The 12,867-nt window shown below is 44.4% G+C and carries 10 protein-coding genes and 1 pseudogene; 6 read left to right on the plus strand and 5 right to left on the minus strand.

Annotation, left to right across the window (positions count from 1 at the left end; all coding sequences use genetic code 11):
• Positions 1–36 precede the first annotated feature (36 nt).
• Positions 37–492, plus strand: coding sequence for an META domain-containing protein (locus VTH8203_RS06420; protein WP_096992913.1), 456 nt, complete (start codon positions 37–39; stop codon positions 490–492).
• Between the two features lie 61 nt (positions 493–553).
• Here VTH8203_RS06420 and VTH8203_RS06425 read toward each other — a convergent pair whose 3' ends face one another.
• The 3 genes from VTH8203_RS06425 to VTH8203_RS06435 all read right to left on the minus strand — a co-directional run bounded on the left by VTH8203_RS06425 (position 554) and on the right by VTH8203_RS06435 (position 3,635).
• A complete protein-coding gene (locus VTH8203_RS06425; protein ID WP_096992968.1) occupies positions 554–1,486 on the minus strand; it encodes a class I SAM-dependent methyltransferase in 933 nt (310 codons plus the stop codon).
• A 26-nt stretch (positions 1,487–1,512) separates the two neighbouring features.
• A complete protein-coding gene (locus VTH8203_RS06430) occupies positions 1,513–2,199 on the minus strand; it encodes a TIGR01621 family pseudouridine synthase (protein ID WP_096992914.1) in 687 nt (228 codons plus the stop codon).
• Positions 2,200–2,291: 92 nt separating this feature from the next.
• Entirely contained in the window at positions 2,292–3,635 is a 1,344-nt protein-coding gene (locus VTH8203_RS06435; protein ID WP_096992915.1) for a sodium-dependent transporter, read from the minus strand.
• A 497-nt stretch (positions 3,636–4,132) separates the two neighbouring features.
• On the opposite strand from VTH8203_RS06435, the gene cls reads away from it, so the two are divergent.
• The 3 genes from cls (at position 4,133) to VTH8203_RS06450 (ending at position 7,302) form a co-directional block, all read left to right on the plus strand.
• Positions 4,133–5,587, plus strand: a complete 1,455-nt coding sequence (gene cls / locus VTH8203_RS06440) for a cardiolipin synthase (protein WP_096992916.1) — start codon at positions 4,133–4,135, stop codon at positions 5,585–5,587.
• 140 nt (positions 5,588–5,727) lie between these two features.
• Complete coding sequence (locus VTH8203_RS06445) at positions 5,728–6,933, plus strand: cystathionine beta-lyase (RefSeq protein WP_096992917.1); 1,206 nt, start codon at positions 5,728–5,730, stop codon at positions 6,931–6,933.
• Between the two features lie 54 nt (positions 6,934–6,987).
• Complete coding sequence (locus VTH8203_RS06450; RefSeq protein WP_096992918.1) at positions 6,988–7,302, plus strand: DUF6693 family protein; 315 nt, start codon at positions 6,988–6,990, stop codon at positions 7,300–7,302.
• A gap of 54 nt (positions 7,303–7,356) precedes the next feature.
• Here VTH8203_RS06450 and VTH8203_RS06455 read toward each other — a convergent pair.
• Positions 7,357–7,993, minus strand: a pseudogene (locus VTH8203_RS06455) (SDR family oxidoreductase).
• A gap of 176 nt (positions 7,994–8,169) precedes the next feature.
• Here VTH8203_RS06455 and VTH8203_RS06460 point away from each other — a divergent pair.
• Positions 8,170–8,784, plus strand: coding sequence for a DsbA family protein (locus VTH8203_RS06460; RefSeq protein WP_096992919.1), 615 nt, complete (start codon positions 8,170–8,172; stop codon positions 8,782–8,784).
• A gap of 59 nt (positions 8,785–8,843) precedes the next feature.
• On the opposite strand, the gene gyrA is transcribed toward VTH8203_RS06460, so the two are convergent.
• Positions 8,844–11,486 (minus strand): DNA topoisomerase (ATP-hydrolyzing) subunit A, encoded by a 2,643-nt coding sequence (gene gyrA, locus VTH8203_RS06465; protein ID WP_096992920.1) that lies wholly within the window; start codon positions 11,484–11,486, stop codon positions 8,844–8,846.
• Between the two features lie 311 nt (positions 11,487–11,797).
• On the opposite strand from gyrA, the gene ubiG reads away from it, so the two are divergent.
• Positions 11,798–12,508, plus strand: coding sequence for a bifunctional 2-polyprenyl-6-hydroxyphenol methylase/3-demethylubiquinol 3-O-methyltransferase UbiG (gene ubiG / locus VTH8203_RS06470; protein ID WP_096992921.1), 711 nt, complete (start codon positions 11,798–11,800; stop codon positions 12,506–12,508).
• Positions 12,509–12,867 lie beyond the last annotated feature (359 nt).

Raw genomic sequence — 12,867 nt, forward strand, 5'->3', positions numbered from 1 at the left:
GCTTGTCAATAATTTCATTCAGTTGGAGCAAATTATATGAAGATTTTTTCTAAGACGTTACTCGCCGCAGTTGCACTTCCAGTTCTAATGACGGCTTGTGCCGCAAACAATACGCAAGAGGAAGCGATGAAAGCAGTAACCGCTCAAGATCTTCAACATCACAATTGGAACTTAGTTCAAATTGACGGCAACCCAATTCAAGTTGACGAACAAAACCAAGCCCCTCGTTTAGAGATTGGTGAGAAGATGACAGCAAACGGCAATGCTGGATGTAATAACTTCTCTGGTCAAGCAGAGCTTAAGGATGGTCAATTCCGCATTGAGAAAATGGGCATGACCATGAAGATGTGCGCTGGTACAGCGATGGACATCGAACAAACAATGTCAAAAACATTGTCAGATTGGAGTGCTATTACCGTCACTAAAAACGGTCTTGAACTGAAAGGCGCTGAGCACACACTAACATTTGAATTGAAAGATTGGGTGAACTAACCCCAACGCATCCCAATCAAAAACGGCACGCGATGTGCCGTTTTTATTTGTTTTGAATCGACTAGCGAAACAGTAAGACTTTCAAACTCGCATCATCATCTTTGTCTGCAAATTCTGATGGGTTAGCCAAGCGCTCAATATAAGTGAGTGTTGGCGCTTCTTCTCTCATGCTATCAATCAAAAAGCTCGGTGTAACACTCGGTGAATTTACACACGCCATCACTTCTCCTTGCGCATTCAACAACTCAGGTAAACGTCGTAGGATTTTTTTGTAATCCTTAGTCAGCGCAAAACTGCCTTTTTGGAACGAAGGTGGGTCGATAATAATCAGGTCATAAGGGCCATACTTTTTAATTTTGCCCCACGATTTAAAGATGTCGTGTGCCATAAAAGTAACGTTAGACGTATCATGGTCATTCAATCGGTGATTATCACGCCCTTTGTTTAACGAGGCGCGTGCCATATCAACATTTACCACATGTTCTGCTCCACCTTCGATTGCCGCTACGGAGAATCCACAGGTGTAGGCAAACAGGTTTAATACTCGTTTCCCTCTCGCGTGCTCTTTTACCCACTCTCGACCATTTCGCATGTCAAGAAACAGTCCAAAATTCTGGTTACGACCAATATCCAGCTGATATTTACATCCGAGTTCTAAAACAACTGGCCTGCTATCAAGCTCCCCCCATAAGACTTCTGTTGGCGCGCCATCACTGTATCGGTGCTGTAAGACAATGGCCTTGCCTTGAGCGTTTCGCCAAACGTCGCTGGTGGATAACTCTTCAAGCCCCTGCTTGAGCGTACACATAAACGTCTCATCGACCGGTTTGAACAAGTTCACTAACAATTGACTGGCAACCCAGTCACACGTCAGTTGCTCCAAACCAGGCCAGCACTTGCCTCGACCATGAAAAAGACGCCTCACTTCAACATTAGAATGAGATAGCCCTTTTGAAACTAGCTCGAAGAAAACCGCTAGCTGACTCGCTTGCATTGCCTCGTTATCACCGTTTTGTTGTTCTATTTTTTCGGCCATGCTAACTCCCAAGGTTGCGACCATTTATCGATAGCGTCGGAAACCTCTGCCGCTTGCCATTTCTCACCAAGATCGCGCCCTCTTGGGTCACATCGAAATTGAAATAACTCGCCGCAGAGTTCAAAACGCAGTGCGTAAGCATGCAAGTACCCTCGGTCTGCATCATCACTTACGTTGTAGATAGCGTCACCTTTAATCGGTGAACCTATGGATTTCAAGGCAACACGAATTTGGTGCGTCTTGCCTGACAAAGGTTTGCATAAAAAGAGCCGCTCGCCACTTTCCGCTGCAGCTGAAAAAAACTGCGTGACTGCTGGGTTATTCTTTGAGTTGACCAATTTCCAAGACGAGCGTCTTGAACGCTCCATATCACCGACAATCGTTCCTTGCTTCTTTTTCGGTTTTTTACTGCCGATTGCAAGGTAGTATTTGTCTATCTGGCGCTGTTCGAACAGACGTGAAAACTGCGCTGCAATCTCCGCTCGCTTGGCCAAAATAAGTAATCCAGATGTCATTTTGTCGAGCCGGTGTACTAGATGAAGTGATGAGGTGCTAATGGCACGTGCAACCTCTGACACCAACATGGTATCACCATCATCTTTATGGACACTCACTCCTGGATATTTATTAATAACCACAAAATCGTCATTTTCATAATGAATATCGAACATACGATACCTTATCGCTAAGGAATAATGGGCAGGGATAATACACAAAAGCTGCTCAATGAGCAGCTTCTAGTTAGCAATAATTCACCCATTCATTATAAGAATGGGTAAGCAAACACCATTATGATGGCAATAGGACACACCACTTTGACGTAAATTGGCCAGATCCGCCAAAACCACGTCTTCTCTATTTCAGGGTAACCTTGTTGAATTTCTTTAAGCAGAGCGTTTCGACTCCAGACCCAACCGATAACGATCGCCCAAACTACCCCTAACAAAGGCTGCATATACATAGTCGACGCGGTAGCAACCCAATCAAACAAGGTGTCAAAATTCGCTGCAATAAGCACGCTGAACACCAATATCACTAAACCCAAAATGATCGCGGACTTCTCTCGCTTGATCTTCATTTCTTCTTGCAAACAGGAGACTGGTACTTCTAGCATGGCAATTGAAGAAGTTAGTGCAGCAATTACCATCAGCGCAAAGAAAGCGACACCGACAATTTCTCCGACCAGCCCCATAGAGTCAAACAGGCTTGGTAACACAGTGAAAACAAGGTTCCCTGAACTGATTAACTCACCAGTCTCACTAAAGATCTGCACACCATTTGCTTTTGCAACAAACATCGCAGGAAGAATGAGTAAGCCCGCAAAAAACGCCACCCCAGTATCAATAATGGCCACTTGACCTGCCGTCTTTGGAATATTGACGTCTTTACTTAGGTAAGAGCCGTACACCATCATTGCACCCACTCCCAGTGACAACGAGAAAAACGCCTGTCCCATTGCATTCACTACCAGTCCACCGTTCACATGCTCCCAATTAGGAACAAGGTACATTTTTAAGCCATCCATCGCCCCATGTTGGGTGAAAATGTAGATAATGAGCACTAAGAATAGGGCGAACAACACTGGCATCAATCGTGATGACCACTTTTCAATACCGTCTGCAACACCACGGCGTACTACAAATACTGTCATCAACATGAATATGACCGTCAGCAGTACATTTCTTCCCGTTCCAAAAGTAATCAACCATTCCGATAACGACTGCAATCCAATCAACTTCATAATTGGGGAAACACCAAAGCCTATTAACCATCCAGCTAAGATGGCATAAAAGCTCAAAATCATTGAGGCAGTTAGCATAGCCGTGGTACCAAATAACACCGCTAACAAGCGGTTATTGGTCCAGATTTTTCGTAGTGAGCCAATTGGGTTAGATTGCCCATATCGGCCTATAGTGAGCTCAGCAACGAGCATTGGAAAAGCAAGCAGAGCCATCATCAAAAGATAGATAAGAAGGAATGCGGCGCCGCCGTTACTCGCGGTTTGAGTTGGGAATCCCCAAACGTTACCTAAACCCACTGCTGAGCCAGCAGCAGCCATTATAAAGCCAAAACGAGAAGAAAATTGGCCTCTATCGGAACTTGCCATCAGTTTGTACCATGTGTGTCTAATCAGTAGACGAATTTGTGGCTGTCCATGAAATGATTTCTCCGCACAAAAAAACTGCCTATGAGGCAGTCTCTCCCTGTGCTCTCAGTCGTTCGCGCCCAAAGGTGTAAGATATAATTTACAGCGCACGTAAAATTTATCTAAAGCGGCGATGTAGCAAGTAAAACAGCTTATATTTAAAACTGGAAGCGCCAAACCTCCAAATGATTATTTTTCATTCCTTTTGTCGATGGTTTGCCCCTTTTGCCACCACCTGTAAACCAAAAAACTCTGTCGCTCACGACAGTCTTCTGCACATCCCCTTTGCATTAATATTAATAACATCGTCATCAAAACCCTACCGAATTGCGTAGAAATGACGGTTTTCATTCATTTTCATGGCTTGTGTAACAGGTTGTATTTGACAGGCAACTAACTATTTCAAATACTTGATTCTGAGCTTATTATTTGCGAAAGCGTCTTTCTAACGAGGCAAAATGGACAAGGTATACCACTTTCTTACACTGGCTGGCATTGGACTTTATTGGGTTCTTGTCGCGGGTGTCACTCTACGCGTCGTGCTCAAACGTCGCGCTGTCAGCGTTTCTCTTGCATGGTTAATGGTGATTTACATCATCCCCGTCGTAGGCGTACTGTGCTATTTCTTGTTTGGTGAGCTGAACCTAGGTAGAAAACGTGCAGACCGTGCCAGAGAAATGTTCCACCCGTTTGGCGATTGGTTCTATCAACTCAATGATTGTAATGCACACATTACCGATGGTCTGGGTACGCACATTTCTAAGATAGACCATCTGTGTAACAACAGAATGGGTATCCCTGCCCTATGCGGCAATCAACTTCAATTACAAACAACTCCTCAAGAGATCTTGCTTTCAGTCATCAATGATATTGAACAAGCCAAACAAAGCATTCGTATGGTGTTCTATATCTGGCACCCAGGTGGATTAGCTGACTCTGTTGCATCAGCCCTAATTCAAGCAGCAAAACGCGGTGTCGATGTCAAAGTACTTCTAGATTCTGCTGGGAGTCACACATTTTTCAAAAGTCACTGGGCGAAAATGATGCGAGACGCAGGCATTGAGCTAGTGGAAGGTCTAAAAGTATCACCATGGCGTATCTTTCTACGTCGCTTAGACTTGCGCCAGCATCGCAAAATCATTGTTATTGATGATGATGTTGCATATACCGGTTCAATGAATATGGTAGACCCTGCCTACTTCAAGCAAGATTCGGGAGTAGGTCAATGGATTGACATTATGATCCGCATTGAAGGGCCTACCGTAAATGTGCTTTCTGCTATCCATTGCTGGGACTGGGAAGTGGAAACTGGCGACCGCCAGTTACCTGCACAACCTGAATGTAGCATTGAGATCCCTATCGACTCTAAACCAGTACAGGTGGTACCGTCGGGACCTGGTATGCCTGACCATTTAATTAGTCAGGTACTCACGTTAGCTATGCATCAAGCAGAAGAATCTGTGAGAATTACCACCCCTTATTTTGTACCAAGTGCTGATTTGCTCGAAACGATCAAAACGACGGCCCAGCGAGGCATCAAAGTTGAACTGATCATTCCTAAGAACAACGATTCCATCATGGTGAAGTGGGCGTCGAGAGCGTTCTATACCGACTTACTATCCTCAGGAGTCAAAATCTACGAGTTTGACGGCGGTTTACTGCATACCAAGTCCGTCGTTATCGATGAACTATTTTGTCTGGTCGGTACGGTTAATATGGATATGCGCAGCTTGTGGTTAAACTTCGAAGTCACATTAGCGGTGGAAGATCCTGCCTTTACCAAAGAAATGCATACATTACAGTCTAGCTATGTCCAGCGCTCGGAACAGGTAGACTACAGCGTTTGGAAACAAAGAAGTATTTACCATCGATTCTTTGAAAGGCTATTTTACCTCTTCAATCCACTGCTCTGACCATAGCTTAGAGACTCTCTCTTACTGGCGTCGTGAAGGCCAAAGACTTGAAACTCTTTGGCCTTCGTGTTTTATTGCATTTATCCTCTTTAAACATCGCCTTTCTACAAGAAAGTTCAAGACGCAGACAGGGAATCTAAATGTCAGAGAGCAAGACCACCAAATTCATTACCGCTGGCCGTGATAAGAAATGGACCAACGGTGTCGTTAATCCACCCGTCCAGCGAGCCTCCACCGTCGTTTTTAATAGCGTGGCAGAGAAAAAGCATGCCACCATTAACCGGGCAAACAAAACGCTGTTTTATGGGCGACGTGGCACTCATACCCACTTTGCGTTCCAGGACGCGATGACGGAAATTGAAGGTGGCGTAGGCTGTGCTCTCTATCCATGTGGCACCGCGGCTATCTCTAACGCCATTCTGTCGTTTGTAGAGACTGGCGATCATATTCTAATGGTTGACACCTGCTACGAGCCTACACGTGATTTTTGTGATTCAATTATGAAAAAAATGGGCGTAAAGACCACATACTACGACCCAATGATTGGCGAAGGTATCCGTAAACTCATTCAGCCAAACACTAAAATCCTGTTTCTGGAATCCCCGGGCTCTATCACAATGGAAGTCCAAGACGTCCCTCTAATGGCTGATATTGCCCACGAAACGGACATCATTGTGATGCTCGATAACACTTGGGGAGCCGGTGTGAACTTCTCACCATTTGAACACGGAGTGGATATCTCTATCCAGGCTGCGACCAAATATATCGTGGGTCACTCCGATGTGATGCTAGGTACGGCGGTCACACATGAAAAGTACTGGGATCAGCTACGTGAACAGAGTTATCTTATGGGACAATGTGTCTCTCCCGATGATGCATACTTAGGACTTCGTGGAATTCGGACACTGGATGTAAGGCTGCGTCAACATGCGCAAAATAGCCTTGAAGTCGCCAAGTGGTTAGCCACTCGAGCTGAAGTCGATCATGTTCGTCACCCAACGCTAGACACATGCCCTGGTAGCGAATTTTTCCACCGTGATTTTACTGGCGGAAATGGACTGTTTAGCTTTGTCCTTAAGACAACCAATCCAAAAGCAACGACGGCGTTTTTGGATGGTATGCAGCACTTTAGTATGGGCTATTCTTGGGGCGGGTTTGAAAGTTTAGTCTTGGCAAATGAACCGAGCAGTTTTAACGCATTACGAACGGTCGCCAATCCTTACTTTGATGGCACATTAATTCGACTTCACATCGGTCTAGAAAGTGTTGATGATCTCATTGATGATCTCAGATTAGGCTTCGAGCGTTATAATTCCGTGATACAAGAACACGCTCTCACTCAATAATTGGTAAATGCCTTTCGCGCGAAAGTCATTGTTTATTTTAATTCAGGTAGTTTTATGAGATTGCGAGCAGATGTCGCCATTTTTGACATTGTGGGTCACTTACTGATTTGGTTAATTCTTAGCGTAATTACGTTGGGCATTGCGCTATTTTTCTTCCCCTATTCATTCTCTAAGTTCATCATCAATCGTACATATGTCATTGATGAAGCTGGGCAGGAACGAAAAATGGATTGCGATATCGACTTATTCAGTGACCTTGGACACGTATTGCTTTGGTTTATTATTTCGATACTGACTTTGGGAATAGGTTACATATTCTACTTCTATCGAGTATGGAATTATGCCCTCAATAATACCCGCATTAACTAGTCCTGACACATAATGACAAGGCTCATCAATGTCCCTGATGAGCCTTTCTGATGATTAATAATAACTTACGGTTGGATCAATACATTGATAGATCTGTCCAATAGGGTCTGCCGATAACAATATTTGCTGCGCCAAACGAGCAACTTCACTGCGAGTAATGGCACCGTGAACTTCAATCCCTTGCGATAACTCACCAGAGTGAGTTATCGCTCCATCTTTCAAACCACCAGGCCTTAGGATGGTGTAATCCAGCTGACTGCTTGCTAACCAAGCTTCTGCTAAGGTTTTTTCCCTAACAGCGGCACCGAATCCCGCTTTCGCTCGTTCTGAAAGAAACACCCAAGAATCTCCGCACCTTAAGGACGTGACGAGTAAAAAACGTCGAATTCCCTTGCTCTCTAAAGCATTCGTTAAATAGCGATGTCCAATGTAATCAACCGGAACCTCTGCCCTGAAGCTACCCATGGTAGAAAGCACCACCGTATCTTGAGGGAGTTGTGCTACCGCCCTTTCGACGTCTAGTTGCTGCGTTGCATCACAGGATATCAATTGGCAACATAAGGTTTTGAGTTCCTCCACTTTGTTAGTGGTTTCTCGCCACCCCAATAACCTCAAGCCCTTGAGATGAAAAATAACGAACCGCCGCTAAACCAACACCGCTGCTTACTCCGAAAATAGTGATACTCTTCATTTAAAACCACTCTCACGCTTGATAATGAGAACAATTTACACTAACACATAATTCTGTCTAGGTACCAAATCAAACAAGCATGGATTATCAGACTCTTTTTTCCATGATAGGGAGAATGATAGGGTGAATGATAGGGTGAATGATGACACTCAGTAGGCAGAGACAAGGACAGTGATATGAGTAAGTTGACAAAATTATATTATGTTTATGACCCTATGTGCTCTTGGTGTTGGGGCTACGCTCCCGCATGGAAAAGGATTGAAGCCGAGTTAACACCCTATCTAGATATACAGTACGTGCTCGGTGGTCTGGCTCCTGACTCAGATGTTCCGATGCCCGAGGATATGCAAACTCAGATTGCGTCCTACTGGCATAAAATAGAAAGCGACTTAGGCACATCGTTTAATCATGACTTTTGGTCGTTAAATATCCCTAAACGCTCTACCTACCCCGCATGTCGTGCTGTGCTTGCGGCCCGCAAACAGCGATCCGAGAGAGAAATGTACCATGCTATACAGCAGGCGTATTATCTTGATGCGAAAAACCCCAGTGAACCTGAGGTGTTGCTAGAGGTAGCGGAGCAGATTGAACTAGATACTGACTCGTTTAGAAAGGATTTCTTTTCAGACGAAATCAAACAACTGCTTGCTAAAGAGATCCATTTTGCTCGCAGCATTGGTGGGAATAGTTTTCCGTCTTTATTTTTATCTTACGATAGCACCATAATTGAAGTCCCTATCGATTATAAGAACCCTAATGCAACCATTGATTTGATCAGACAACAGCTCTAAATTTTCGATAGCTAAAAAAAACCTGCCTCATTGAGACAGGTTTTTACTACAAACAATGATTACTCTTCAGTATCAGAGTCGTCAGCCGCTGAGTCGTCAGCCGCTAAATTTCCAGATTCTGACGTTTGAGCTTCTGCATTTGCTTCCGCTTCCTCGCCTTCTGGTCGCTCTAGCTCTTCCACTTCATCAATGCGCTGTAAACCTACAACGGATTCATCAGAAGCTGTACGGATAAGCGTAACGCCTTGAGTATTACGACCAACTTGACTCACCTCCGCAACACGAGTACGAACTAGCGTACCTGCATCGGTGATCATCATCATTTCGTCGCCTTCTTCAACTTGGATTGCACCAACGACTGGGCCGTTTCGTTCAGAAACTTTGATTGATACAACACCTTGTGTTGCACGACCTTTCGTTGGGTACTCTTCAAGTTCCGTACGCTTACCGTAACCATTTTGTGTCACGGTTAGGATGTCACCTTCATTAGAAGGAACAATCAACGACACCACTTGGTCTTCGTCAGCCAGTTTCATACCACGGACACCTGCCGCTGTACGACCCATGGCACGCACTTTGTCTTCACTGAATCGAACCACTTTACCCTGCTTCGAGAACAGCATGATGTCGCTTTGACCGTCTGTGATATCAACACCGATCAATGAGTCATCATCACGTAGGTTCACAGCAATCAGACCGTTAGCACGAACGTTAGAGAATTGGTCAAGAGATGTCTTCTTAACAGTACCGTCGCCGGTTGCCATAAAGATGAATTTCTCTGAGCTGAATTCACTGACAGGTAGAATCGCTGTTATACGCTCACCTTCTTCTAATGGAAGAATGTTTATGATTGGCTTACCGCGGGCGGTACGACTTGCTAGTGGCAATTGATATACTTTCAGACGGTAGGTCTTACCGCGTGTAGAGAAGCACAAGATATTATCGTGAGTATTCGCAACAAGCAGACGCTCGATGTAATCCTCATCTTTCATCTTAGTGGCACTCTTACCTTTACCACCACGACGCTGTGCTTCATAGTCGCTTAGGATTTGATACTTAACATAACCTTCGTGAGACAGAGTAACCACAACGTCTTCACGAGCGATTAGCTCTTCCATATCAATGTCATGAACCGCCGCTGTAATTTCACTACGACGCTCATCACCGTATGTTGCTTGAACCAGTTCAAGCTCTTCGGTGATCACTTCCATCAAGCGCTCTGTACTTGCAAGGATGTGCATTAACTCTGCAATCTCTTCTAGAAGTGCTTTGTACTCATCTAGAATTTTCTCATGCTCTAGACCGGTTAAACGGTGTAGGCGAAGTTCAAGAATCGCTTGAGCTTGTTGTTCAGTTAGATAGTACAGACCATCACGGATACCATATTGGTCTTCTAGCCAATCTGGACGCGCCGCGTCAGTACCCGCGCGCTCTAGCATAGAAGCTACGCTGCCCAACTCCCAACCGCGAGATACTAGACCTTCTTTCGCTTCTGCTGGTGTTGGTGCATTCTTAATAAGCTCGATAACTTCATCGATATTCGCTAGTGCTAATGAAAGTGCTTCAAGAATATGAGCACGGTCTCTCGCTTTGCGAAGTTCGAAAATAGTACGACGAGTGACGACTTCACGGCGGTGATCAACGAAGCACTTCAGCATGTCCTTAAGGTTGAACAGCTGTGGCTGACCGTTGTTCAGAGCCACCATGTTAATACCGAATGTAGTTTGTAGCTGAGTTTGTGAATATAGGTTATTCAGAACCACTTCACCTACAGCGTCACGCTTACATTCGATAACAATGCGCATACCATCTTTGTCAGACTCGTCACGCAATGCACTGATGCCTTCTACTTTCTTATCTTTCACCAGCTCTGCGATCTTTTCGATCAAGCGTGCTTTGTTAACTTGATAAGGGATTTCAGTGACAATAATGGTCTCTTTGCCATTCTTGTCTTCTTCAATCTCAGCTTTAGAACGCATGTAGACTTTGCCGCGACCCGTTTTATAAGCATCAATAATGCCTTTACGACCACTGATCAGTGCCGCTGTTGGGAAGTCTGGGCCCGGGATATAATCCATGAGCTCATCAATAGTAATGTCTTCGTTCTTGATGTACGCCAAACAACCGTCGATAACTTCGTTTAAGTTATGTGGTGGGATGTTTGTCGCCATACCTACTGCGATACCTGAAGAACCATTAACCAAAAGGTTTGGAATCTTTGTCGGTAATACGGCTGGAATCTGCTCTGTTCCATCGTAGTTAGGAACGTAATCAACCGTCTCTTTGTCTAGATCCGCTAGCAACTCATGAGCGATTTTCGCCATGCGGACTTCGGTATAACGCATTGCCGCCGCAGAATCGCCGTCAATTGAGCCGAAGTTACCTTGACCATCGACCAACATGTAGCGAAGTGAGAAAGGCTGTGCCATACGAACGATAGTGTCGTATACCGCACTATCACCGTGTGGGTGATATTTACCGATTACATCGCCAACCACACGGGCAGACTTTTTATATGGTTTATTCCAATCATTACCTAGAACATTCATCGCGAACAAAACGCGGCGGTGAACAGGTTTTAGACCATCACGCACATCAGGAAGAGCACGACCCACGATGACTGACATCGCGTAGTCGAGATAAGAGCCTCTCAGCTCATCTTCAATGTTTACGGGCGTGATCTCTTTAGCTAGATCGCTCATAGAGCCAATATCCCTCTATATTTTGATCGTATACTCGATACGTATAAGGTGACAAAATATAACACATTAATACCGTGTTCGGCATCACTTTCCCTTCGCTTTTATCATGTTGTGACCTTGGTTGCGATTCAAACGTCCACAATTTGCACATTTCGAATCTATGACTCTGAAAATCGTCGAAAAAACCGTCAACTCTAAAGATAAATCGACCGTTGCCCGAAGAATTCTTAAGTTTCTTGGGGGTAGAAGATATTTCCAACCACAATTTGCGGTATACTGCGTAGCAACCTTGGAACAAAATCTTGGCAAATATGGATAAGCAACAGAACGTCGACCTAAACGAAATTAAGAAATTTGAAGAGATGGCGAGTCGTTGGTGGGATCTTGAAGGTGAATTCAAGCCACTACACCAAATCAACCCTCTAAGACTCGATTACGTTTTAGAAAAAGCCAATGGTTTATTTGGTAAAACCGTACTTGATGTCGGTTGCGGCGGTGGCATCCTTGCAGAGAGTATGGCCCAACAAGGTGCTAACGTCACTGGGCTAGATATGGGTAAAGAACCTCTCGAAGTCGCCAGGTTGCATGCTCTAGAAACCGGTACTCAGCTTACTTACGTGCAAAGCACTGTCGAGCAACACGCAGCAGAAAACCCAGAGCGATACGACGTCGTAACCTGTATGGAAATGCTTGAACATGTCCCAGACCCGGCGTCTGTTATTGCTTCATGTGCAAAGTTGGTCAAACCTGGCGGTCAAGTCTTTTTCTCTACACTAAACCGTAATTTGCAATCTTACCTATTTGCGATTGTTGGTGCAGAAAAACTGTTAAAAATTGTCCCTGATGGCACCCATAGTCATGATAAGTTCATAAAACCATCCGAACTGATTCGTATGATCGATAAAACCGAGCTGATAGAAAGAGGCATCACGGGCTTGCTCTATAATCCACTGACCGACACATACAAACTCGGTAACCGCGTTGACGTCAATTATATCGTCTATACCGAGAAGTCTCTTTAACGCCTCTAAAATATGCGCGCCTATGACTGGTTGTCATCGGCGCAAATCCTCTAGAACGCACTTTAGCTTATTCACAAAACCGACACATCTTTGACGAGAATACGCGCTTAAATAGTAGAATTATTGACCTACTGAATAACAATTAAAAATCGCCAAAGATCAAGGTATTTTTTTTCTTCATTGTTTAAAACAAAACCAATCTATTAATGCATATATTTTGCAACTAAGTGACACCTATCTTCAGTGGTAAGTGTCTACTAACAGAAAAAATTCTTTCCCCTAGTTATCCACAAGACATTCAATTGCTGAAACTTGAAAATCTTACGTTATAGCACTATCTTGTAACTCGAAGTTAAGAT

It is taken from the genome of Vibrio thalassae (assembly GCF_900089835.1).
GTDB lineage: Bacteria > Pseudomonadota > Gammaproteobacteria > Enterobacterales > Vibrionaceae > Vibrio > Vibrio thalassae.

What these genes read in the sequence shown, in the direction of transcription:
- VTH8203_RS06450 (WP_096992918.1), top strand. Translation starts at nt 6,988, where the DNA reads ATGAGATTGCGAGCAGATGTCGCCATTTTTGACATTGTGGGTCACTTA.
- VTH8203_RS06435 (WP_096992915.1), bottom strand. Translation starts at nt 3,635, where the DNA reads ATGGCAAGTTCCGATAGAGGCCAATTTTCTTCTCGTTTTGGCTTTATA.
- gyrA (WP_096992920.1), bottom strand. Translation starts at nt 11,486, where the DNA reads ATGAGCGATCTAGCTAAAGAGATCACGCCCGTAAACATTGAAGATGAG.
- ubiG (WP_096992921.1), top strand. Translation starts at nt 11,798, where the DNA reads ATGGATAAGCAACAGAACGTCGACCTAAACGAAATTAAGAAATTTGAA.
- VTH8203_RS06460 (WP_096992919.1), top strand. Translation starts at nt 8,170, where the DNA reads ATGAGTAAGTTGACAAAATTATATTATGTTTATGACCCTATGTGCTCT.
- VTH8203_RS06430 (WP_096992914.1), bottom strand. Translation starts at nt 2,199, where the DNA reads ATGTTCGATATTCATTATGAAAATGACGATTTTGTGGTTATTAATAAA.
- VTH8203_RS06420 (WP_096992913.1), top strand. Translation starts at nt 37, where the DNA reads ATGAAGATTTTTTCTAAGACGTTACTCGCCGCAGTTGCACTTCCAGTT.
- cls (WP_096992916.1), top strand. Translation starts at nt 4,133, where the DNA reads ATGGACAAGGTATACCACTTTCTTACACTGGCTGGCATTGGACTTTAT.
- VTH8203_RS06445 (WP_096992917.1), top strand. Translation starts at nt 5,728, where the DNA reads ATGTCAGAGAGCAAGACCACCAAATTCATTACCGCTGGCCGTGATAAG.
- VTH8203_RS06425 (WP_096992968.1), bottom strand. Translation starts at nt 1,486, where the DNA reads ATGCAAGCGAGTCAGCTAGCGGTTTTCTTCGAGCTAGTTTCAAAAGGG.